The sequence below is a fragment of the Pantoea sp. AG1095 genome (genome assembly GCF_003208415.1).
GTDB lineage: Bacteria > Pseudomonadota > Gammaproteobacteria > Enterobacterales > Enterobacteriaceae > Pantoea > Pantoea leporis.
The window spans coordinates 201,856-225,861 of sequence record NZ_QKMJ01000002.1; the positions used below are offsets into that span (position 1 = coordinate 201,856).

At 53.4% G+C, this 24,006-nt stretch carries 21 protein-coding genes; 16 read left to right on the forward strand and 5 right to left on the reverse strand.

The annotated features are described in order from the left end of the window. Positions 1-55 precede the first annotated feature (55 nt). Positions 56-601: an NUDIX hydrolase YfcD gene (gene yfcD, locus DEU53_RS07590; RefSeq protein WP_007889295.1), complete on the forward strand. Its 546-nt coding sequence runs from the start codon at positions 56-58 to the stop codon at positions 599-601. 46 nt (positions 602-647) lie between these two features. Here the strand turns inward: yfcD and DEU53_RS07595 are convergent, their stop codons facing one another. From DEU53_RS07595 to ackA, 3 genes are all read right to left on the reverse strand, one after another. Beyond that, entirely contained in the window at positions 648-1,907 is a 1,260-nt protein-coding gene (locus tag DEU53_RS07595; protein ID WP_110866565.1) for a 4-aminobutyrate--2-oxoglutarate transaminase, read from the reverse strand. Positions 1,908-2,036: 129 nt separating this feature from the next. Beyond that, complete coding sequence (gene pta, locus DEU53_RS07600) at positions 2,037-4,181, reverse strand: phosphate acetyltransferase (RefSeq protein WP_176971183.1); 2,145 nt, start codon at positions 4,179-4,181, stop codon at positions 2,037-2,039. Between the two features lie 73 nt (positions 4,182-4,254). Next, positions 4,255-5,457 carry an acetate kinase gene (ackA, locus tag DEU53_RS07605; protein WP_101763649.1) on the reverse strand — a complete coding sequence of 401 codons (1,203 nt, stop codon included), beginning with the start codon at positions 5,455-5,457 and terminating at the stop codon, positions 4,255-4,257. Positions 5,458-5,796: 339 nt separating this feature from the next. Here ackA and yfbV point away from each other — a divergent pair, with 339 nt between their 5' ends. The 3 genes from yfbV to DEU53_RS07620 all read left to right on the forward strand — a co-directional run bounded on the left by yfbV (position 5,797) and on the right by DEU53_RS07620 (position 7,568). After that, complete coding sequence (gene yfbV / locus DEU53_RS07610; RefSeq protein ID WP_101763650.1) at positions 5,797-6,249, forward strand: terminus macrodomain insulation protein YfbV; 453 nt, start codon at positions 5,797-5,799, stop codon at positions 6,247-6,249. 150 nt (positions 6,250-6,399) lie between these two features. Further along, complete coding sequence (locus DEU53_RS07615; protein ID WP_110866566.1) at positions 6,400-6,894, forward strand: YfbU family protein; 495 nt, start codon at positions 6,400-6,402, stop codon at positions 6,892-6,894. Positions 6,895-6,908: 14 nt separating this feature from the next. Beyond that, a complete protein-coding gene (locus DEU53_RS07620; RefSeq protein WP_110866567.1) occupies positions 6,909-7,568 on the forward strand; it encodes a sugar phosphatase in 660 nt (219 codons plus the stop codon). A gap of 27 nt (positions 7,569-7,595) precedes the next feature. Here the strand turns inward: DEU53_RS07620 and yfbR are convergent, their stop codons facing one another. Next, complete coding sequence (gene yfbR, locus DEU53_RS07625) at positions 7,596-8,195, reverse strand: 5'-deoxynucleotidase (RefSeq protein WP_110866568.1); 600 nt, start codon at positions 8,193-8,195, stop codon at positions 7,596-7,598. Between the two features lie 70 nt (positions 8,196-8,265). After that, positions 8,266-9,483, reverse strand: coding sequence for a pyridoxal phosphate-dependent aminotransferase (locus tag DEU53_RS07630; protein ID WP_008105154.1), 1,218 nt, complete (start codon positions 9,481-9,483; stop codon positions 8,266-8,268). Positions 9,484-10,451: 968 nt separating this feature from the next. Here DEU53_RS07630 and lrhA point away from each other — a divergent pair. The 12 genes from lrhA (at position 10,452) to nuoL (ending at position 24,000) form a co-directional block, all read left to right on the forward strand. Continuing rightward, positions 10,452-11,375, forward strand: a complete 924-nt coding sequence (lrhA, locus tag DEU53_RS07635) for a transcriptional regulator LrhA (protein WP_021509211.1) — start codon at positions 10,452-10,454, stop codon at positions 11,373-11,375. Positions 11,376-12,035: 660 nt separating this feature from the next. Continuing rightward, a complete protein-coding gene (locus DEU53_RS07640; RefSeq protein ID WP_007889316.1) occupies positions 12,036-12,479 on the forward strand; it encodes an NADH-quinone oxidoreductase subunit A in 444 nt (147 codons plus the stop codon). Positions 12,480-12,494: 15 nt separating this feature from the next. Beyond that, entirely contained in the window at positions 12,495-13,175 is a 681-nt protein-coding gene (locus DEU53_RS07645; RefSeq protein WP_008105151.1) for an NADH-quinone oxidoreductase subunit B family protein, read from the forward strand. A gap of 116 nt (positions 13,176-13,291) precedes the next feature. Next, the gene (nuoC, locus tag DEU53_RS07650) at positions 13,292-15,091 is read left to right on the forward strand and encodes an NADH-quinone oxidoreductase subunit C/D (protein ID WP_008105149.1); all 1,800 of its coding nucleotides are present in this window, start codon (positions 13,292-13,294) and stop codon (positions 15,089-15,091) included. Between the two features lie 2 nt (positions 15,092-15,093). Continuing rightward, a complete protein-coding gene (nuoE, locus tag DEU53_RS07655) occupies positions 15,094-15,609 on the forward strand; it encodes an NADH-quinone oxidoreductase subunit NuoE (RefSeq protein WP_008105146.1) in 516 nt (171 codons plus the stop codon). A 2-nt stretch (positions 15,610-15,611) separates the two neighbouring features. Continuing rightward, positions 15,612-16,952 (forward strand): NADH-quinone oxidoreductase subunit NuoF, encoded by a 1,341-nt coding sequence (gene nuoF / locus DEU53_RS07660; protein ID WP_199559689.1) that lies wholly within the window; start codon positions 15,612-15,614, stop codon positions 16,950-16,952. A gap of 103 nt (positions 16,953-17,055) precedes the next feature. Further along, on the forward strand, positions 17,056-19,779 hold the full coding sequence (gene nuoG, locus DEU53_RS07665; protein ID WP_110866570.1) for an NADH-quinone oxidoreductase subunit NuoG: 2,724 nt from the start codon (positions 17,056-17,058) through the stop codon (positions 19,777-19,779). Further along, on the forward strand, positions 19,776-20,753 hold the full coding sequence (gene nuoH / locus DEU53_RS07670) for an NADH-quinone oxidoreductase subunit NuoH (RefSeq protein WP_110866571.1): 978 nt from the start codon (positions 19,776-19,778) through the stop codon (positions 20,751-20,753). The genes nuoG and nuoH overlap by 4 nt, the downstream gene beginning before the upstream one ends. 11 nt (positions 20,754-20,764) lie before the next feature. After that, complete coding sequence (nuoI, locus tag DEU53_RS07675; protein ID WP_007889332.1) at positions 20,765-21,307, forward strand: NADH-quinone oxidoreductase subunit NuoI; 543 nt, start codon at positions 20,765-20,767, stop codon at positions 21,305-21,307. 10 nt (positions 21,308-21,317) lie between these two features. Next, positions 21,318-21,869, forward strand: coding sequence for an NADH-quinone oxidoreductase subunit J (nuoJ, locus tag DEU53_RS07680; protein WP_008105138.1), 552 nt, complete (start codon positions 21,318-21,320; stop codon positions 21,867-21,869). After that, positions 21,866-22,168: an NADH-quinone oxidoreductase subunit NuoK gene (gene nuoK, locus DEU53_RS07685; protein ID WP_007889334.1), complete on the forward strand. Its 303-nt coding sequence runs from the start codon at positions 21,866-21,868 to the stop codon at positions 22,166-22,168. The genes nuoJ and nuoK overlap by 4 nt, the downstream gene beginning before the upstream one ends. Then, positions 22,165-24,000: an NADH-quinone oxidoreductase subunit L gene (nuoL, locus tag DEU53_RS07690; protein WP_110866572.1), complete on the forward strand. Its 1,836-nt coding sequence runs from the start codon at positions 22,165-22,167 to the stop codon at positions 23,998-24,000. Before nuoK ends, nuoL begins: the two co-directional genes overlap by 4 nt. Positions 24,001-24,006 lie beyond the last annotated feature (6 nt).

The following is a 24,006-nucleotide window of genomic DNA, read 5'->3' on the forward strand; positions in this document are numbered from 1 at the left end:
AAAGCATGGCAAACAGGCGCGTGCTGGGCACGCCGAAAACAGAAAAGGGTTACGGATGGTGGATCAAACGGCAGGTGACGGTATCGAGTGGGTTGATATCGTTAACGAAGAGAACGAAGTCATTGCGCAGGCCAGCCGTGCGCAGATGCGTGCGCAGTGTCTGCGTCATCGCGCTACCTATATTGTGGTGCATGATGGCATGGGCAAAATTCTGGTGCAGCGTCGTACTGAAATCAAAGACTTCATGCCGGGTATGCTGGACGCCACTGCCGGTGGCGTGGTGCAGAGTGGGGAAGACCTGCTGGAATCGGCGCGTCGTGAAGCGGAAGAGGAATTGGGTATCGCGGCCGTTCCATTCGCCGAACACGGCCAGTTCTATTTTGAAGATCAGCATTGCCGCGTATGGGGCGGGCTGTTCAGCTGCGTTTCCCATGGCCCGTTTGCCATGCAGGAAGAGGAAGTGGATGAGATCTTCTGGATGACGCCGGAAGAGATCACCGCGCGCTGTGACGAGTTCACCGATGATTCGCTTAAGGCGCTGTCGCTGTGGCTGAGCCGAAACAGTGATGCTGCACGTCGTAAACAGAGCAGCGAAGCGTAATCTTGCCGTAAGGTCGCCATTTTTGGCGACCTTATACACAACATTGTTAATGTTCCCGCAGAATCCCCGCCAACAGTGCCAACGCATCCTCGAACTGCGCATCGGGAATAGTCAGCGGATAGAGGAAGCGGATCACGTTGCCGTACACGCCACAGGTTAGCAGAATCAAACCTTTTTCCAGCGCCTGCTGCTGAATAGCTTTGGCAATCTCCGCCGACGGCTTGCCCGCCGCATCATTGAATTCCGCCGCCATCATTGAGCCATAACCACGAATTTCCGCCAGCGCTTTACAATCTGCTCGCTGCAACGTCTGTTTTAATCGGCTGCCAAGCTGGTTGGCGCGGCTGCACAGCGCCTCTTCTTCGATAATGTCTAACACCGCCAGCGCCGCCGCAATCGCCGGTGGACTGCCAGCATAGGTTCCGCCCAGGCCGCCGGGTTCTGGCGCATCCATGACTTCTGCGCGTCCCGATACCGCCGAGAGCGGGAAACCACCGGCCAGACTTTTCGCCATGGTGATGATATCGGGCTGCACGGCGTAATAGTCGCTGGCGAACAGCTTGCCGGTGCGCGCAAAACCGCTCTGGATCTCATCGGCGATCAGCAGTATGCCGTGGCGATCGCACAACTCCCGCAGCGCAACGACAAACTCTGGCGGCGCATCGTAGAAACCGCCTTCGCCCTGAACCGGTTCAAAGATAATGGCTGCCACCTGCTGCGGGCTGATATCGCTGCGGAAAATCGCTTCCAGGCTGTCGAGCGCATCGCTCACGCTGACCTTGTGCAGCGCGTTGGGATAGCGCGCGTGAAACACCGGGCTGGCGAAGGGGCCGAAGCCGGTTTTATACGGCACCACTTTCCCGGTCAGCGACATTGTCATATTGGTGCGGCCATGAAACGCGCCGGTGAAGGCGATGATGCCGGGACGACCGGTGGCCGCACGCGCTATTTTGACCGCGTTTTCGACCGCTTCAGCACCGGTTGAGAAAAAGGTGGTTTTCACCGGCCCGCTAATCGGCACCAGCGCATTTAGTCGCTCAGCGAGATGAATGTAGTTCTCATAAGGGATGATTTGAAATGCGGTATGGGTAAAGCATTCTAGCTGCTGTTGCACCGCAGCCATTACTTTCGGGTGACGATGCCCGGTATTAAGCACTGCGATGCCTGCGGCAAAATCGGTGTATTCGCGGCCATGTTGATCCCAAACCGTGGCATTCTCGGCTTTTACCGCATAGAAATCACACATCACACCCACGCCGCGCGGCGTGGCTTGTAAACGACGGCGGTGCACATCACTGTTGCTCATTATTCACCTCGCAATTAGCGGCAGACTTCAATCAGTGTTAACGCAGCGTGAGGTTTATGCCAGTGAAGTACGGGGCAAAAAAAAAGCACGCACCGAAGTGCATGCTTTTTTGGTGGGCGGGAAAGGGGATTAGCCTTCGGCCTGCTGCGATTGAATCGCCGTCAATGCGATGGTGTAGACGATATCATCCACCAGTGCGCCGCGCGAGAGGTCGTTCACAGGCTTACGCATGCCTTGCAGCATCGGTCCGATGGAGATCAGATCGGCAGAACGCTGTACCGCTTTGTAAGTGGTGTTACCAGTGTTCAGATCCGGGAAGATGAACACGGTAGCGCGGCCGGCAACCGCAGAGTTTGGCGCTTTGGATTTGGCGACGTCTTCCATAATCGCGGCGTCGTACTGCAGCGGACCATCGATCACCAGATCCGGGCGTTTTTCCTGCGCGATGCGCGTGGCTTCACGTACTTTCTCAACGTCGCTACCGGCACCGGAGTTACCGGTTGAATAGGAGATCATCGCGACGCGTGGATCGATACCGAAGGCTTTGGCTGAGTCGGCAGACTGAATCGCGATCTCTGCCAGCTGTTCTGGATTGGGATCCGGGTTGATGGCGCAGTCGCCATACACCAGAACCTGCTCCGGCAGCAGCATGAAGAACACCGACGACACCAGCGAGCTGTTTGGCGCGGTTTTGATCAGCTGCAGAGGTGGACGAATGGTATTCGCAGTGGTGTGAACCGCGCCGGAGACCAGACCGTCAACTTCGCCGCTCTCCAGCATCATGGTGCCGAGCACCACGTTGTCTTCCAGCTGCTCCTGCGCCACCACTTCGGTCATGCCTTTGCTCTTACGCAGCTCAACCAAACGTGGCACGTAGTTTTCACGTACCACTTCTGGATCCACGATCACGATGCCTGTGCCAAGTTCAACACCCTGCGCCGCCGCAACACGCTGAATCTCTTCCGGATTGCCGAGCAGCACACAGGTAGCGATGCCGCGTTCGGCGCAAATCGCTGCCGCTTTGACGGTACGCGGCTCGTCGCCTTCTGGCAGCACGATGCGTTTGCCGGCTTTGCGCGCCAGCTCGGTGAGCTGGTAGCGGAATGCCGGTGGAGACAGGCGACGGCTGCGCTCGGACGTTGCGGTCAGCGATTCCACCCAATCTTCATTAATGAAGCTAGCTACGTACTCCTGCACTTTCTCGATGCGCTGCGTATCGTCAGTCGGGACTTCAAGGTTGAAGCTTTGCAGGCTAAGCGACGTCTGCCAGGTGTTGGTTTTCACCATAAACACCGGCAGGCCGGTCTGAAACGCGCGTTCGCACAGGCGTGCGATGGGCGCTTCAATCTGATAGCCACCGGTCAACAGCACTGCACCGATTTCTACGCCGTTCATCGCGGCCAAACAGGCGGCAACCAGTACATCAGGACGATCGGCGGAGGTTACCAGCAGTGAACCCGGACGGAAGTGCTCTAGCATGTGTGGAATGCTACGCGCACAGAAGGTGACAGATTTCACACGGCGCGTCTGGATTTCACCTTCGTTGATGATATCGGCGTTCAGGTGACGGCACATATCGATGGCGCGAGTGGCGATCAGATCAAAGCTCCACGGTACACAACCCAGCACCGGCAGCGGACTGTTGGCAAACAGCTGCTTTGGATCGATGTTGGCGATGCTGGCTTTAGAGGAGTCATCAAAAATTTCTGACAGATCCGGGCGCGTACGACCTTGCTCATCCACCGGCGCATTCAGTTTGTTGATGATCACGCCAGTGATGTTTTTGTTTTTGCTGCCGCCAAAGCTGCTTTGCGTCAGTTCGATACGCTCTTTAAGCTGCGCCGGAGAATCGTTGCCCAGCGCCATGACGAAGACGATTTCGGCGTTCAGGGTTTTAGCGATCTCATAGTTCAGAGCAGATGCGAACTGATGTTTACGCGTGGGGACCAGACCTTCAACCAGCACCACTTCCGCGTCTTTAGCGTTTGCGTGATAGTTGGCAATGATCTCTTCCATCAACACGTCTTGCTGGTTAGATCCAAGCAGCGACTCAACGCGTGACATCTGCAGCGGTTCTGCGGCAGGAATCGCGGAGCTTTTACGGATAATGCTGGTGGTTTGGTCTGGCGCATCGCCACCCGCACGTGGCTGGGCAATTGGCTTGAATACGCTCAGGCGCACGCCTTTGCGCTCCATGGCACGGATCACGCCGAGGCTGACACTGGTCAGACCGACGCTGGTGCCGGTAGGAATGAGCATAATTGTACGTGACACGATAGAAACCTCTCAGGTGTTGCAGACTGTCTAAAACAACTCCGTCAGCCTAAGCTGACGGAGAGAAGTGTTTTTAAGCGGTGAGACGCGCGGCGTCTTGAGCAATCACCAACTCTTCGTTGGTTGGGATCACCACGGCTGGGCGCGTGCCTTCTTTGTTGATGAAACCCGATTTGCCGAAGCGTGCTGCCAGGTTGCGCTCGTGATCGACTTCGAAGCCGAGCAGACCCAGTTTCTGCAGCGCCAGCTCGCGCACCATCGCCGCGTTTTCACCGATACCACCGGTGAAGACCACGGCGTCCAGACGGCCTTCCATCAGCGCAGTGTAGCTGCCGATGTATTTCGCCAGACGGTGGCAGAACACATCCATCGCACGCTTAGCATCTTCTTTGGTGCTGTAGTTGTCTTCCACATAGCGGCAGTCGCTGGTGACTTCGGTCAGACCTAACAGGCCAGACTCTTTGGTCAGCAGCTTGTTGATGGCATCAACGCTCATGCCCAGGGCATCATGCAGGAAGAAGATAATCGCAGGATCGATGTCGCCACTGCGCGTGCCCATCACCAACCCTTCCAATGGCGTCAGGCCCATTGATGTATCAACACATTGACCATTGCGAATAGCAGAAACGGAACCGCCATTACCCAAGTGGCAGGTGATGACGTTCAGTTCGCTAACGGGTTTGTTCAGCATTTTCGCGGCTTCCTGCGTCACATAGTAGTGGCTGGTGCCGTGTGCGCCGTAGCGACGAACGCCGTGCTCTTTATACAATTTGTACGGCAGAGCATAGAGATAGGACTCTTCCGGCATTGTCTGATGGAATGCGGTGTCAAAAACCGCGACATTTTTATCAGAAAGATGTGGGAAGTTTTTCAGCGCTTCATCTATACCGATCAGATGCGCAGGATTGTGCAGCGGCGCAAAAGAAGAGGCGTCTTTGATGCCCTGAATAACAGATTCGTCGATGATGACTGATTTGGTCAGCTGCTCACCGCCGTGAACAATACGATGGCCGATTGCAGCGATTTGTGCCGAAAGCTCTGGTTTTTGTGCCAGAATAGTTTTGACCATGAAATTCAGTGCTTCGCTGTGTGCCGCACCCGCGCCAAGCTGAGCTTCTTGTTTGCTGCCGTCCAGTTTCCACTTAATACGTGCTTCCGGTAAATGGAAACATTCAGCCAAACCGGAGAGGTATTCGTCGCCGGTAACAGGGTTAAGGATGGCAAACTTTAGTGAAGAACTGCCGCAGTTCAGAACCAGAACTAACTTCGTCGACATGGAAGTACCTATTTTTGTTAAATAGTGGCTAAAAAAAACGCAATCAGACTAACAGCGTAGCCCATGAAAGCTGGTAGGTTAATGATAAACATCATGTGCTAGTCAAAAATTCAGTGACATGCAAAAAATTTTGGTGATTTTACGCTTATTTTTGATAAGCACTTAGCGAAACATGGCTCTGGCCGCTCTTTTATTGAGCTAAAGCTTCCGGTAATGTTACTCAAACGGCGTCAGAATACTCACTGTCACCCGCAAAGACAAAAACTTTTGAAGGATGTCACGTAAAGTTGTGTAGTTATCGGTTTATTTTAAATATTGCAGATTTAGTTGAGGTCTATCATGGCGAATGAGACAGACAAACCCGGCTGGTTCGGCTTGTTCCAGCGCGGACAGCGATACATGAAGACCTGGCCTGCAGACAAGCGCCTGGCGCCGGTATTTCCTGAAAATCGCGTGGTGAATGCAACGCGTTTTGCCATTCGCTTTATGCCGCCGCTGGCGATTTTCACCTTGACATGGCAAATCGCGATGGGGGGACAACTTGGTCCAGCAATTGCCACCGCGCTGTTTGCCTGCAGCCTGCCGATGCAAGGATTATGGTGGTTAGGTAAACGTTCGGTAACGCCGTTGCCGCCTACGCTGCTGCAGTGGTTCCATGAAGTGCGTACCAAACTGCAAGAAGCGGGGCAGGCGATTGCACCCGTTGACGGTAAGCCGACATATCAGTCGCTCGCCGATGTGTTGAAGCGCGCGTTTAAACAGCTTGATCGCACTTTCCTCGACGATCTTTGATCCGCGGACGCTTTTACCTGCCAGAGAATTTGAGCCAAATCCCGGTTCAAATCAAAGAAAAGTGGTGCGGACATACACGCATCACTCTCCTTGTGTAATCATTTCTTCATTGTTTAAATCTTAAGCGGCCGCCTGGCCCGGGAGCAAACCATGGAAATGACCCACGCACAACGATTGATCCTCTCCAATCAATACAAAATGATGGCCATGCTGGAACCCGATAACTCCGAGCGCTATCGTCGTTATCAAACCATTATTGAACGCGGCTATGGCTTGCAGTTACGCGAGCTCGATAAGGAATTCGGCGAGCTAACCGAAGCGACCTGTCGCTTACTGATCGATATTATGGAAATGCATCATGCGCTGCATGTTTCGTGGTCGAACCTCAAAGATGGCAGCGCGATTGATGAGCGTCGCCTGGCGTTTCTCGGCTTTGATGCGGCCACCGAAGCGCGTTATCTCGGCTACGTGCGTTTTATGGTGAACGTAGAAGGGCGCTATACCCATTTTGATTCCGGCACACACGGCTTCAATGCCCAAACGCCGATGTGGGAAAAATACCAACGCATGCTTACGGTGTGGCACACTTGTCCGCGTCAATATCATCTCAGCGCGAATGAGATCGCGCAGATTATCAATGCCTGAATAAGGAGCGACGCGTGAAGTACAGGGGTTTTCTGTTTGATTTAGACGGCACGCTGGTGGATTCACTGCCTGCTGTGATTCGCGCATGGTCATTGTGGGGCGAGCGCCATGGTTTGTCTGCGGAAGAGGTCCTGAGCTATATCCACGGGAAGCCTGCCATCAATTCGCTGCGCCATTTCATGGCGGGACAATCTGAAGAGGCGATTCAGGCGGAGTTCCTCTGGCTTGAACGTCTCGAAGCTGAAGACACGCAAGGCGTACAGGCAATTCCGGGCGCATTAGCGTTACTGTCAACGTTGAACGAGTTGCAGATCCCATGGGCGATTGTCACATCGGGTTCGATTCCTGTTGCCCACGCGCGCCATAAAGCCGCCAATCTACCCATGCCAGAGGTTTTCATCACCGCGGAGAACATCAAGCACGGTAAGCCGAATCCCGAGCCTTATTTGCTGGGCGCCGAGCGTTTGGGGCTTTCAGCGACGCAATGCGTGGTGGTTGAGGATGCGCCAGCGGGCATCATTTCAGGATTGGATGCGGGCAGTGCGGTGATCGCTATAAATGCGCCAGCCGATGCGCCGCGCATTGATGAAGTCACCTTCCGCGTCGCTTCGCTTGAACCGTTAAATGTCACTAAAGAAGATAGCGGTGAATTTACCCTTTCTATCACCGCATAAAAAAACGGGCCGCTGCGGCCCGTTTTTTTACAGCGGCGTATCCTGTGAGATTTCATCCAGCGACAGGCTAAAGCTGGGAATAAACACCTCAACAAAATAATCCATTTCCGGCGAGCGCCGCTGCGTCAGGGTTTTCTCCAGACGCGCTTTGGCCAGCAAAAACTCGTTATTACCCGCCGACAACTCTTCCAGACACTTCACATAGGCGCAAAGTGCATCCGCTTGCTTTACCACGGATTGTTCACTTTCGCTATGCATGTGTTCATCTATCAGCGGCCGATAAGCGTCCTGCAGTTCGGGCGGCAGCATATCGATGAGTTTCTGTTGGGCAATTTTCTCGATCTTTTTATATTCGTGCGCAATTTGCGCGTTGTAGTATTTCACCGGCGTCGGTAAATCCCCGGTCAGTACTTCGCTGGCATCGTGATACAGCGCTAGCATGGCAATGCGCTCGGCGTTGAGGTTGCCGTTAAACTTTTTGTTTTTGATGATGGCGAGCGCGTGAGCAACCATCGCCACCTGCAGACTATGCTCGGAAACGTTTTCAGTGCGCACATTGCGCATTAATGGCCAGCGGTTAATCAGTTTGAGACGGGAGAGGTGGGCGAAAAAATGGCTACGAGTCATGGAAGGTTCCTGTTCGCACGGCGGGGAAGATATCTTTTCCCCGAAATGCGAACAGTATACGCGTCACAATTTACTGGCGATACCCTTGTAAGAAACGACCAAACTTGCTGACGGCCATTTCCAAATCGTCCACGCGCGGCAGCGTAACGATGCGTACGTGATCCGGCCACGGCCAGTTGAACGCGGTGCCCTGTACCAGCAGCACTTTTTCCTGCAACAGGAAATCCAGCACCATCTTCTGATCGTCGAAGATGTTGAATTTCTTGGCGTCAATACGCGGGAACATATAGAGCGCACCTTGCGGCTTCACACAGCTGACGCCAGGAATATCATTAATCAATTCCCACGCACGCTGGCGCTGTTCATACAGACGTCCGCCGGGCGCGATAAATTCACTAATGCTTTGATAACCACCCAATGCGGTCTGAATCGCGTGTTGTGCAGGAACGTTGGCACACAGGCGCATCGACGCCAGCATCTCCAGCCCTTCAATGTATCCTTTGGCGTGTTTCTTCGGACCATTCAAAACCATCCAGCCCTGACGGAAACCCGCCACGCGATAGGTTTTGGACAAGCCGTTGAAGGTCACCGTCAGCAGATCGGGTGCCAGCGCAGCAATCGAATGATGTTGTGCTTCGTCGTAGAGAATCTTGTCGTAGATTTCATCGGCGAAAATAATCAGATTGTGCTGGCGCGCAATTTCAACAATCTCAAGCAACAACTCTTTGCTGTAAACCGCGCCGGTCGGGTTATTCGGGTTAATGATGACAATGCCACGCGTGCGCGGGGTGATCTTGCTGCGAATATCATCCAGGTCAGGGAACCAACCTGCTGATTCATCGCACAAATAATGCACCGCTTTACCGCTCGACAATGAAACGGCAGCGGTCCACAGCGGATAATCCGGCGCAGGCACCAGCATTTCATCACCGCTGTTGAGCAATGCCTGCATCGCTTGCACAATCAGTTCGGATACGCCGTTACCAATATAGATGTCTTCGACAGTGACATCGCGCATGTCACGCGCCTGGTAATGCTGCATGATCGCTTTACGCGCCGAATACAGCCCCTTTGAATCGCAATAACCCTGTGAGCTCGGCAGATTGCGAATGACATCGACCAGAATTTCATCAGGCGCTTCGAAACCAAACGGGGCAGGGTTGCCGATGTTCAGCTTGAGAACTTTGTTGCCTTCTTCTTCGAGACGTTTAGCTTCTTTCAGTACCGGGCCACGGATGTCATAACAGACATTTTCCAGCTTGCCGGATTTATCAATTTGAAAATTCATTGTTACCGCCTTTATGGGCAGAATCCTTTAACCTGCCACCAAAAATCAAACTCGCCCAATTTACTCTTCTCACCTTAACAAAAGAAGGGCAGCGCTTGGTTTTGGCGTGTTTGCCATTTTTTCCCCCTTCACGTGGCGTAAAAGTCATTGGAAATCGATTAATCTGGTTCATTAGTCCACAAATGTGAAGAATGTTAATATTAAACGCTGGTAAGGTGTGCCTGACGTGTAAATGCCTTCTTCCATCGACATCCGAGACTATTCAGAAATTTTTTAGTCAAAACTGGCTTAAAAAAACATTAGCGACCAAACGAAATAGTTAAATGAATCTTGTTGGATGGCGGAAAATTGTCTGGTAATGATTAAGCACTGTTTGGCGTCACAAAATAGAGTTCATTCTCATACACTTTCTATTGGCAGGATTAAGCACCATCATCAGCTGCAACTCAGTGTAAAACACGCGTAAAATAGCATTTGCGCTGTATCTTTAACGTAAGTCTTTAATATTCAGAACCTGGAGGGGTTAAAAAAAGAGCAGCATTATGGCAGGATGTGTGCGAAAAGACTTTTGGTCAAAAATTGCGATGTTTTGAACAAAAACATTTCCATTTATAGCGTAAAAATGATTAAGTATAATTTATTATTTGATGCACTTTATCGCTTCGCATCTACATAACATGATGTTATTTCTTTTAACCCGCAGGGACTTTGTGCGGGAGACATAGACAACTACGCAGCTTCCAGCACCTGTACGACTTACGTTTTCGGCCCAGAAGTTCTGCTGTCTATAATGACGACGCTGCTCTGATCTCAGAGTGGTGCGATCGTCGGCATCCGCCTGACAAATTTTTTTTCATGGCAACTCCACACAGGGCTGTCATTAAGCACCATTGCCTCTTATCTCTTTGATAAGTCGGGTAATACACCAGGGTAGTAGTTTTAAAAAATCTTATAAGTGAAGAAAAAACATGACTAATGCAAATCGTCCGATACTGAATCTCGACCTCGATCTGCTGCGTACATTTGTTGCCGTTGCCGATCTGAACACTTTCGCAGCCGCCGCTGCCGCCGTGTGCAGAACGCAGTCCGCAGTGAGCCAGCAGATGCAACGTCTGGAACAATTGGTAGGTAAAGAGCTGTTTGCCAGACATGGACGTAATAAATTGCTGACGGAGCATGGCATTCAACTGCTGGGTTACGCCAGGAAAATCCTTCGTTTTAATGACGAAGCTTGCACCTCTTTAATGTACAGCAACATCCAGGGCGTTCTGACCATCGGCGCTTCAGATGATACCTCAGATACCATTCTGCCGTTCCTGCTTAACCGCGTAACGTCGGTCTATCCGAAGCTGGCCATTGATGTGCGTGTTAAGCGCAACCCGTTCATGATGGAAATGCTTAATCAAGGTGAAGTCGATCTGGTTGTGACCACGTCCAGCCCAGGAAACTTTACTTATCAGGTACTGCGTACTTCACCAACGTTGTGGTACTGCGCGGCAGATTATATCTTCCAGCGTGGAGAGGCCATTCCTTTGGTTCTGTTGGATGAGCCAAGCCCGTATCGTGATATGGCCATTGATCACCTTAACGAGGCTGGCATTCCGTGGCGCATCTCGTATGTTGCTTCAACGCTGGCTGCCGTCCGTGCAGCGGTTAAAGCCGGTTTGGGTGTGACAGCGCGTCCTGTTGAGATGATGAGTCCAGAACTGCGCGTGATGGGCGCGGCAGAAGGTTTGCCAGTATTGCCTGACACCCAGTATCTGCTGTGCCGTAATCCAGACAGCGATAACGAACTGGCGCTGGCGATCTTCAATGCCATGCAGTCCACCAACGATCCTTATAATCTGAGTGCTAATCCAGACGGTACCTTGTTACTGGATGATGAAGAGTAAGGGTTGCAGTTGCTGGTAATTCCTCTCAATTGGAATACCGGTTAATTGTTAAAACCGATAAAAATGAGCCTTAGCTGGGTAATTATCCGCTAAGGCTTTTTTTATGCCTTTTAATACCTCGTTTTTAGAGCGATTTCCTGAAAAAGATTTCACTCGACAACTTAAAAATGAAATGTGTTCCATTTTTGCTCCACATGGAATGATTTTATCAATTCGTGCCAACTTTCCCAGGGCATTTGCCCGTCCACTCCGCTGTTTTTTGCAGCATAAAACCCAATTATGTGCTTTAGATCAAAAAAATACCCCTGATAAGGGGGGGGAATCTCGGGCGAGACCTGTCAAAATATGATTGTTAAATGCACGATCCACGCATGTGAATACCCGCTACACTAAAATTAACCTCACAAACTGAAGCGATTTAGCTGGCGCTCAGAGGGTTGAATGTTAATAATATGATGCAGCTGTAAAATAATGTTTGGATACTTTTGTCAAAGTTGACAAAAGGTTATAGAAAGGAGTAAAAACCCCTATAAAATTGCTGCTTTATTGCTAATGACAGCAAAATTTATAAGGTTTTTTATCCTTCCCTTGAATCGATGTGGTGTGTTTGCTGCAACAGCGCAGGATGCCATCACCACTTTTGATGAGTAAGCAAAGAGTATGTCGACAACTACAGAAGTGATCGCTCATCACTGGGCATTTATTGTTTTTATCGTTATCGCATTCGGCCTGTGTGCCTTTATGTTGACCGGTGGCTGGTTGTTAGGTGGTCGTGCGCGTGCGCGACACAAGGACACCCCGTTCGAATCGGGTATTGAGTCGGTCGGTGACACTCATATTCGCCTCTCTGCAAAATTCTATCTGGTTGCGATGTTTTTCGTCATATTCGACGTCGAAGCCCTCTATTTATACGCATGGTCGACTTCCATTCGCGAAAGCGGTTGGGTCGGCTTTGTCGAAGCCGCAATTTTCATTTTGGTGCTCTTGGCAGGCCTGGTTTATCTGGTGCGCATCGGTGCGCTGGATTGGGCTCCTGCGCGTCGTCGCGTAGTGGTCAAATCTGTCCCGGTCAGTCACAGCCACACCAACCCTCATAAGCAGTAAAAGCGAGGCAATAAGATGGACTACACGCTGACACGCGTAGACCCGAACGGGGGCGGCGATAACGATCGTTATCCTCTACAGAAACAGGAAACGGTTACCGATCCGCTGGAGCAACACGTTCACCGTAGCGTCTACATGGGCAAGCTCGAGCACGCCCTGCATGACATGGTGAACTGGGGTCGTAAAAACTCACTCTGGCCGTATAACTTCGGCCTTTCCTGTTGCTACGTGGAAATGACCACATCCTTCACCGCAGTGCATGACGTGGCACGTTTTGGCGCCGAAGTTATGCGCGCCTCGCCACGTCAGGCTGACTTCATGGTGATCGCCGGTACGCCATTTACCAAAATGGCGCCGGTTATTCAGCGTTTATATGACCAAATGCTAGAGCCGAAATGGGTGATTTCCATGGGCGCATGCGCTAACTCGGGTGGCATGTATGACATCTACTCGGTGGTGCAGGGGGTGGATAAATTCCTGCCGGTTGACGTGTACATTCCTGGCTGCCCGCCGCGTCCAGAAGCGTATATGCAGGCATTGCTGCTGCTGCGCGAGTCTATTGGCAAAGAGCGTCGTCCACTGTCTTGGGTGGTCGGTGATCAGGGTGTTTATCGCGCCAATATGCAGCCAGAGCGTGAAAGAAAGCGTGGCGAGCGTATTGCCGTCACCAACCTGAGATCGCCAGACGAAGTTTAAGCTTCCCGTACACGGATGGAGCCACGGCCACAGCAAAACACCACAATTTAATGTGCGCCGCCATCCTGACGCCTTCTTTTGAGCGCCTGATTACAGGCCGGAATGGTGAGTAACGTATGACTGATTTAACCACGCAAGATCTCGCTCAGCCTTCATGGCAAACCCGCGATCACCTGGATGACCCAGTGGTCGGCGAGCTGCGTAACCGTTTTGGGCCGGATGCCTTTACCGTTCAGGCTACCCGCACCGGGATTCCAGTTGTCTGGGTGAAGCGTGAACAGCTATTAGAAATCGTTGAATTCCTGCGCAAGCTGCCAAAGCCCTATGTCATGCTGTATGACTTACACGGTTTTGATGAGCGTTTACGCACTAACCGCGCCGGTTTGCCCGCCGCGGATTTTTCCGTTTTCTATCACCTGCTTTCAATTGAACGCAACCGCGACATCATGCTCAAGGTAGCTTTATCTGAAAACGATCTGAATGTGCCAACCATCACCAAAATTTTCGCTAACGCCAACTGGTATGAGCGCGAAACCTGGGAGATGTTTGGCATCACTTTCAATGGTCACCCGCACCTGACGCGCATCATGATGCCGCAGACGTGGGAAGGCCATCCACTGCGTAAAGATTATCCGGCGCGCGCTACCGAGTTCGATCCCTTCGAGCTGACCAAGCAGAAAGAAGATCTGGAGATGGAGGCGCTGACCTTCAAGCCTGAAGATTGGGGCATGAAGCGCAGCACCACCAATGAGGACTTCATGTTCCTCAACCTCGGTCCGAACCACCCCTCTGCGCACGGTGCTTTCCGCATCATTCTGCAGTTAGATGGTGAAGAAATCGTCGATTGCGTTCCCGATGTCGGCTACCACCATCGTGGCGCGGAGAAGATGGGCGAGCGCCAATCCTGGCACAGCTACATTCCGTACACCGACCGTATCGAGTACCTCGGCGGCTGCGTGAACGAAATGCCGTACGTGCTGGCGGTGGAAAAACTGGCGGGCATTACCGTGCCGGATCGCGTCAATGTGATCCGCGTGATGCTGTCTGAACTGTTCCGCATCAACAGCCATCTGCTCTATATCTCCACCTTTATTCAGGACGTCGGCGCGATGACGCCGGTGTTCTTCGCCTTTACCGATCGTCAGAAAATTTATGATGTGGTGGAAGCGATTACCGGTTTCCGTATGCACCCGGCGTGGTTCCGCATCGGCGGCGTAGCGCATGACCTGCCGAAAGGCTGGGAACGTCTGCTGCGCGACTTCCTCGACTGGATGCCGAAGCGTCTGAAAGAGTACGACAAAGCCGCACTGCGCAATACCGTGTTGATGGGCCGTTCGCAAGGCGTTGCGGCGTACAACATGGATGAAGCACTGGCGTGGGGCACCACCGGCGCAGGTCTGCGCGCCACTGGTTTAGATTTTGACGTGCGCAAATGGCGTCCATATTCAGGTTACGAAAACTTCGATTTCGAAATTCCGGTTGGCGCTGGCATCAGTGATGCGTACACCCGCGTGCAGCTGAAAATGGAAGAGATGTGGCAGTCACTGCGCATCCTGGAACAGTGCCTGAACAACATGCCTGAAGGCCCGTTCAAAGCGGACCATCCGCTGACAACGCCGCCGCCGAAAGAGCGCACGCTGCAGCACATTGAAACCCTGATCACTCACTTCCTGCAGGTTTCGTGGGGCCCAATCATGCCGGCCAACGAATCCTTCCAGATGATTGAGGCGACCAAAGGGATCAACAGTTACTACCTGACCAGCGATGGCAGCACCATGAGCTATCGCACCCGCGTGCGTACGCCGAGCTTCCCGCATCTGCAGCAGATCCCATCGGTGATCCGCGGCAGCCTGGTATCCGACTTGATCGTTTACCTCGGTAGTATCGATTTTGTTATGTCAGACGTGGACCGCTAATTATGCACGATCAAAAAATTGCTATTCACACCATCGACCCTACTGAGGTCTTCGTGCTGAGCGAGGCCGAGCACCACGCTATCGAGCACGAGAAACACCATTACGAAGATGCACGCGCCGCTTCGATCGAAGCGTTGAAGATCGTGCAGAAACAGCGTGGCTGGGTGCCGGACGGCGCGATTAACGCCATCGCAGATGTTCTGGGGATTCCAGCCAGTGATGTTGAAGGCGTGGCGACTTTCTATAGCCAAATCTACCGTACGCCGGTTGGCCGTCACGTTATTCGCTACTGTGACAGCGTGGTGTGCCATATCACGGGTTATCAGGGGATTCAGGATGCGCTGGAGCAGAAGCTGAACATCAAGCCGGGCCAGACTACGGCGGACGGACGCTTTACGCTGCTGCCAACTTGCTGCCTGGGTAACTGCGATAAAGGGCCAACCATGATGGTGGATGAAGATACCCACGTTCATCTGACGCCTGAAGGCATCGCCAACTTGCTGGAGCAGTATCAATGACCATTAAACAGATCATTCGTACTGCCGAAACGCATCCACTGACCTGGCGTCTCCGTGACGACAAGCAGCCGATCTGGATCGATGAATATCGCAGTAAAAACGGTTATGTCGGCGCAGAAAGAGCGTTGAAAGATTTCAGCCAGGACGAAATCGTCGCGGCGGTAAAAGACTCCGGCCTGAAAGGCCGCGGTGGTGCAGGCTTTAACACCGGCCTGAAGTGGAGCCTGATGCCGAAAGACGAATCCATGAACATCCGTTACCTGCTGTGTAATGCCGATGAAATGGAGCCGGGCACTTACAAAGACCGCTTGCTGATGGAGCAACTGCCGCACCAGCTGGTGGAAGGCATGCTGATCAGTGCGTTCGCGCTGAAAGCCTATCGTGGCTACATCTTCTTACGTGGTGAGTACATCGAAGCGGCCGTTAATCTGCGTCGCGCGATTGCTGAGGCCACCGAAGCGGGCTATCTCGGCAAAAATATTCTTGGTACCGGTTTTGATTTCGAGCTGATCGTCCACACCGGCGCAGGTCGTTATATCTGCGGTGAAGAAACAGCACTGATTAACTCTCTGGAAGGACGTCGTGCGAACCCGCGTTCTAAGCCGCCATTCCCGGCCAGTGCCGGCGTGTGGGGCAAGCCGACCTGCGTGAACAACGTGGAAACGTTGTCGAACGTGCCTGCCATCTTCCTTAACGGCGTTGACTGGTACAAAAACATCTCTACCAGTGAAGACACCGGCACCAAAATGATGGGCTTTTCCGGCCGCGTGAAAAATCCTGGTGTCTGGGAATTGCCGTTCGGCACCACCGCACGTGAAATCCTTGAGGATTACGCCGGTGGCATGCGTGATGGCCTGAAATTCAAAGCCTGGCAGCCAGGCGGTGCAGGAACTGACTTCCTCACCGATCAGCATCTCGATCTGCCGATGGAATTTGCCAGTATTGGTAAAGCTGGCAGCCGTTTAGGTACTGCGCTGGCGATGGCGGTCGATCACGAAATCAACATGGTTTCACTGGTGCGTAACCTGGAAGAATTCTTTGCGCGCGAATCCTGTGGCTGGTGTACGCCGTGCCGTGATGGATTGCCATGGAGCGTGAAGATCCTGCGTGCGCTGGAGCAGAAGAAAGGTCAGCCGGGTGATATTGAGACCCTGCAGCAACTCTGCCGCCAGCTTGGCCCAGGTAAAACCTTCTGTGCCCACGCACCGGGCGCCGTCGAACCATTGCAGAGCGCGATTAAATATTTCCGTGAAGAGTTTGAAGCTGGCATTGCGCCGCAGGTGTTTGGCAATACCCGAGCTATCGGCGGTATTCAGCCCAACCTGCTGAAAGCGCGCTGGTAATCAGCCGCCGTACACGGAATTCACCTCATGCCGACATGGCGTGGGGAAAGAATTAGATGTTTAACGCTCGTCTTAGGGCGAGCCTTACGGAAGCATGTTCACTATGGCTACAATCCATGTAGACGGTAAAGAATATGATGTGAACGGAGCGGACAACCTGCTACAGGCGTGTCTCTCTCTGGGCCTTGATATTCCTTATTTTTGCTGGCATCCGGCGCTGGGAAGCGTAGGGGCCTGCCGCCAGTGCGCGGTGAAGCAATTCCAGAATGCCGAAGATACCCGCGGTCGCCTTGTCATGTCCTGCATGACACCAGCGTCGGACGGCACCTTTATCTCCATCGACGATGGCGAAGCGAAAGAGTTTCGTGAAAGCGTGGTGGAATGGCTGATGACCAACCATCCGCACGACTGCCCGGTGTGCGAAGAGGGCGGTAACTGCCATCTGCAGGATATGACGGTAATGACCGGACACAGTTTCCGTCGTTATCGCTTCACTAAACGTACCCACCAGAATCAGGATCTCGGCCCGTTCATTTCGCATGAAATGAACCGCTGTATCGCCTGCTATCGCTGCGTGCGTTACTACAAAGATTATGCCGACGGCAAAGATCTTGGCGTTTATGGCGCTCACGACAACGTCTACTTTGGTCGTCCGGAAGATGGCACGCTGGAAAGCGAATTCTCCGGTAACCTGGTGGAAATCTGTCCGACCGGTGTTTTCACCGATAAAACGCACTCCGAACGCTATAACCGTAAATGGGATATGCAGTTCGCACCAAGCATCTGTCAGCAATGCAGCGTGGGTTGTAACACCAGCCCGGGCGAACGCTATGGCGAATTGCGTCGTATCGAAAACCGCTATAACGGCACCGTAAACCACTATTTCCTGTGCGATCGCGGTCGTTTCGGTTACGGCTACGTCAACCGCAAAGATCGCCCACGTCATCCGATACAGCAACGCGGCAACGATTGGGTCAGCCTGAATGCTGAACAAGCGGTAAATGCGGCGGCGGATGTGTTGCGTCGGGCGAAAAAAGTCATTGGTATCGGTTCTCCGCGCGCCAGCATTGAAAGCAACTTCGCGTTGCGTGAGCTGGTTGGCGCAGAAAACTTCTCAACCGGTATGCCAGCCGGTGAGCAGGCTCGCGTTGAGCTGATGCTGAAAGTCCTGCAGGACGGCGGCATCTACACGCCATCACTGCGCGAAATTGAGAGCTACGATGCGGTGCTGGTGCTGGGTGAAGATTTGACTCAGGTTGGCGCGCGCGTGGCGTTGTCTGTACGTCAGGCAGTAAAAGGTAAAGCGCGTGAGATGGCTGCGGCACAGAAAGTGGCTGACTGGCAGATCGCGGCAATCCTTAACATCGGTCAGCATGCCAAACATCCGCTGTTCGTAACCAATGTCGACGAAACCCGCCTGGATGATATCGCTGCGTGGAGCTATCGCGCACCGGTGGAAGATCAGGCGCGTCTCGGCTTCGCCATTGCCAATGCGCTGGATGAAAGCGCGCCGGCAGTCAGCGGCTTCGACAGCAAACTCAACGGCAAAGTTGACGTGGTGGTTCAGGCGCTGGCAGGTGCAAAAAAACCGCTGATTATCTCCGGTACCCATTCCGGTAGCATCGCGATGATTGAAGCTGCTGCTAACGTGGCAAAAGCCCTGAAAGCACGCGGTGCCGATGTCGGTATTACCTTCCTCGCGGGTGCGGCGAACAGCTTTGGCCTCGGCCTGATGGGCGGTCAATCGCTGGATAGCGCACTGGAACAGCTGAGTAAAGGCGAAGCCGATGCGCTGGTGGTGCTGGAAAACGATCTCTATCGTCATGCGCCGAAAGCCAACGTGGATGCGGCGCTCGATACCACCGCTAACGTGATTGTGGTCGATCATCAACGTACCGCCACGCTGGAAAAAGCCGGTTTGGTACTTTCAACCGCCAGCTTTGCGGAGAGCGATGGCACCTCAATCAACCACGAAGGCCGCGCGCAGCGCTTCTTCCAGGTTTACGATCCCGCTTATTACGATGACAGCGTAGTGATGCTGGAGAGCTGGCGCTGGTTGCGTTCTCTGCACAGCGCGGTTGAGAGCCGTCACATCGACTGGACTCAACTGGATCACGTGATTGATGCCACCGTTGCGGCGCTGCCACAGCTGAAAGGCATTAAGGATGCTGCGCCAGACGCCAGCTTCCGTATCCGCGGTCAAAAATTGGCACGTTCACCGCACCGCAACAGTGGCCGTACAGCGATGCGCGCCAATATCAGCGTGCATGAACCGCGTCAGCCGCAAGATAAAGACACCATGTTTGCCTTCTCGATGGAAGGGAACAACCAGCCCAGCGCGCCGCGTTCGCAGATTCCATTTGCCTGGGCGCCGGGCTGGAACTCACCGCAGGCATGGAACAAGTTCCAAGCTGAAGTGGGCGGCAAACTGCGTCATGGCGATCCGGGCGTGCGTCTGTTTGAAGCCAGCGATCGTTCATTGCCGTGGTTTACCGCGATTCCTGAAAGCTTCGTTGAAGGCAGCCAGTGGCGCGTCGCACCTTACTACCAGCTGTTTGGTAGCGAGGAGATGACACAGCGTTCAACCACCTTCCAGAAACGCATGTCCCCGGCCACGCTGGTGATTAACCCGGCTGATGCTGAGAAACTGGGTGTTAATAGCGGTGCTTCCGTTGAGCTGGTATGTGCAGGTGAAACACTGCGCTTGCCGGTACGTTTCTCTGCGTCGCTGCAAGCAGGGCAGGTTGGTTTACCGCTCGGTATGCCGGGCGTGCCACCGTTCCTCTCAGGTGCGCAAATTGACAAACTGCAGGAGGCCGCGCAATGAGTTGGCTGACACCGGACGTTATTGAAATCCTGATCAACATCGGCAAAGCGCTGGTCATCTTATTGGTGGTTGTCGGTTGCGGCGCTTTCATGAGTTTCGCCGAGCGTCGTCTGCTCGGCCTGTGGCAGAACCGTTATGGACCAAACCGTGTTGGCTGGGGCGGCTCGCTGCAGCTGGCTGCTGACATGATCAAAATGTTTTTTAAAGAGGACTGGGTTCCGCCGTTTACCGACCGCTTCATCTTTACGCTGGCACCGGTTATCGCCTTCGTATCGCTGCTGCTGGCTTTCGCCATTGTGCCGGTTTCGCCGACCTGGATGGTCACCGACCTGAATATCGGTCTGTTGTTCTTCCTGATGATGGCGGGTCTGGCGGTGTATGCGGTGCTGTTCGCTGGCTGGTCGAGTAACAACAAATACTCACTGTTGGGTGCGATGCGTGCATCGGCGCAGACGCTGAGCTACGAAGTGTTCCTTGGTCTGTCATTAATGGGCGTAGTGGCGCAAGCCGGCTCGTTCAACATGAATGCCATTGTCGAAAGCCAGGCGCATCTGTGGAACATCATTCCTCAGTTCTTCGGCTTCCTTACCTTCTGCATCGCGGGCGTAGCGGTATGTCACCGTCATCCGTTTGACCAACCAGAAGCAGAGCAGGAACTGGCGGACGGTTACCACATCGAATACGCCGGTATGAAGTTCGGCCTGTTCTTCGTCGGTGAATACGTGGCGATCACCACCGTTTCAGCGCTGATCGTGACGCTGTTCTTCGGTGGCTGGCACGGCCCGTTCCTGCCGCCATTCATCTGGTTCGCTATCAAAACAGCGTTCTTTATGGTGATGTTTATCCTGATTCGTGCTGCGCTGCCGCGTCCACGCTATGACCAGGTGCTGTCGTTCGGCTGGAAAGTGTGTCTGCCGTTGACGCTGTTGAACCTGCTGGCGACCGCCGCAGTGATTCTGTACACCGCGCAGTAAGGGACATTGAGATGACTTTAAAAGATATTGTCGTTGGCTTCGGCACGACAGTGCGCAGTATCTGGATGATAGGCATGCATGCCTTCGCCAAGCGCGAAACCCAAATGTATCCGGAAGAGCCGGTTTATCTGCCGCCGCGTTACCGTGGCCGTATCGTGCTGACGCGCGATCCGGACGGCGCAGAGCGTTGCGTTGCCTGTAACTTATGTGCGGTAGCTTGTCCTGTCGGCTGTATCTCACTGCAGAAAGCCGAGACGCAGGATGGACGTTGGTATCCGGAGTTCTTCCGCATCAACTTCTCACGCTGCATCTTCTGCGGCCTGTGTGAAGAGGCTTGCCCAACCACCGCGATTCAGCTGACACCCGATTTCGAACTGGGTGAGTTTAAGCGTCAGGATCTGGTGTATGAGAAAGAAGACTTGCTGATTTCCGGTCCGGGTAAATATCCGGAGTACAACTTCTATCGTATGGCTGGTATGGCGATCGACGGAAAAGAGAAGGGCGAAGCGGAAAACGAAGCCAAGCCGATCGACGTCAAAGGGTTGTTACCTTAAGGAGCCAGGTATGGAATTTGCGTTTTATCTTTGCGGACTGGTAGCGGTGCTGACGACGCTGCGCGTCATCACCCACACCAATCCGGTACATGCGCTGCTGTACCTGATTGTTTCGCTGCTGTCGATTGCCGGCGTGTTCTTCTCAATGGGCGCCTACTTTGCCGGTGCACTGGAAATCATCGTCTACGCGGGTGCCATCATGGTGCTGTTCGTCTTTGTGGTGATGATGCTGAACCTCGGCAAAACTCAGCAGGATCAAGAGCGCGAGTGGCTCAAACCTTCGCTGTGGATTGGTCCGGGCATCGTCTCTTTACTGCTGCTGGCAGTGATGATTTACGCGATTAGCACGGCAACCGATCAGGGCATTGATGGCACCGTTATCGACGCGAAAGCAGTCGGTATCAGCTTATTTGGTCCCTATGTTCTGGCGGTTGAGTTGGCATCGATGCTGCTGCTCGCGGGTCTGGTCGTGGCCTTCCATATTGGACGTGAAGAGCGTCACGGCGAAGTGTTGAGCAATCGTCAAGCTGATGCGCAAGCAAATAAGGAGGATCACGCATGATCCCGTTACAACACGGCCTGATGCTGGCCGCTGTGCTGTTTGTTCTCGGCCTGACCTCCGTGGTGCTGCGTCGTAACATCCTGTTTATGCTGATTGGTCTGGAAATCATGATCAATGCCTCCGCGTTAGCGCTGGTGGTAGCAGGCAGCTATTGGGGACAAGCTGATGGTCAGGTGATGTACATCCTGGCGATCAGCCTTGCGGCGGCGGAAGCGAGTATTGGTCTGGCGCTGTTGCTCCAGCTCTATCGTCGTCGTCAGACGCTGAACATTGACACAGTGAGCGAGATGCGCGGATGAATCTTCTCTATTTAACCGTATTATTTCCGCTGATTGGCTTCCTGCTATTGGCGTTTTCACGCGGTCGCTGGTCGGAGAACCTGTCGGCAGCAATCGGTATGGGTTCTGTTGGTCTTGCCGCATTAACCACTATTTATGCCGGTTTCGACTTCTTCAATCAGGGTCAGCAGCCGTTCACTCAGGCGCTGTGGACCTGGATTCACGTCGGCAACTTTGACATTAAAGTGAATCTGGTGCTGGATGGTCTTTCTCTGACCATGCTGTCCGTCGTCACCGGCGTTGGCTTCTTCATCCACATGTTCGCTTCATGGTACATGCGTGGTGAAGAGGGTTATTCGCGCTTCTTCGCTTACACCAACCTGTTCATCGCGAGCATGGTGGTGTTGGTGCTGGCCGATAACCTGATGCTGATGTATCTCGGCTGGGAAGGCGTGGGCCTGTGCTCCTATCTGCTGATTGGCTTCTATTACAGCAATCCAGAGAACGGCAAAGCGGCGATGAAAGCCTTTATCATCACCCGTGCCGGTGATGTGTTCCTCGCTTTCGCCTTGTTCATCCTCTACAACGAGCTGGGCACGCTGAACTTCCGCGAACTGGTGGAACTGGCACCCGCGCACTTCGCTGCAGACAACCACATGCTGCAGTGGGCAACCCTGATGCTGTTGGGGGGCGCGGTCGGTAAATCTGCACAGCTGCCATTACAAACCTGGCTGGCGGATGCGATGGCCGGTCCAACCCCGGTTTCGGCTCTGATTCACGCCGCGACCATGGTAACCGCCGGTGTTTACCTGATTGCACGTACCCACGGTCTGTTCCTGTTGACGCCGGAAGTGCTGCATCTGGTGGGTATCATTGGTGCGATTACATTGGTGCTGGCAGGTTTTGCTGCGCTGGTGCAAACCGACATCAAACGCGTGCTGGCTTACTCCACCATGAGTCAGATCGGCTACATGTTCCTCGCGCTTGGCGTACAGGCATGGGACGCGGCGATTTTCCACCTGATGACACATGCCTTCTTTAAAGCCTTGCTGTTCCTATCTTCAGGCTCGGTCATTCTGGCCTGCCATCACGAGCAGAATATTTTCAAAATGGGCGGTCTGCGTAAGAGCATCCCGCTGGTGTATGTCTGCTTCCTGGTGGGCGGTGCCGCGTTGGCCGCGCTGCCGCTGATCACCGCAGGTTTCTACAGTAAAGATGAAATCCTATTTGGTGCGATGGCGAATGGTCACATCAATCTGATGGTGGCGGGTCTGGTGGGTGCATTCCTCACTTCGATCTACACCTTCCGCATGATCTTTATCGTGTTCCACGGTGAAGAGAAAATTCATGCTCACGCCGGTAAAGGCATTACGCATCACCTGCCGCTGATTGTTCTGATGGTGCTCTCCACCTTTATTGGTGCGCTGATCACGCCTCCTCTGGCGGGTGTTCTGCCGCAGAACGAGTTTGGTGAAGGCGGCAAAGTGATGCTGGAAATCACCTCAGGCGTGGTGGCCATTGTCGGTATCCTGATCGCGGCAGCACTGTGGCTGGGTAAACGTCAACTGGTGACCAGCATCGCTAACAGCGCACCGGGTCGTTTCTTCGGCACCTGGTGGTTCGCGGCCTGGGGCTTCGATTGGCTGTATGACAAGGTGTTTGTAAAACCTTATCTCGGCATTGCCTGGTTGCTGAAGCGCGATCCGCTTAACTCACTGATGAACCTGCCTGCGCTGCTGTCGCGTGTTGGTAACAAAGGTTTGGTGGTGAGCGAAAACGGTTATCTGCGCTGGTACGTGGCCTCGATGAGTGTGGGTGCCGTTGTGGTGCTGGCGCTGCTGCTGGTGATTTAAAGATTG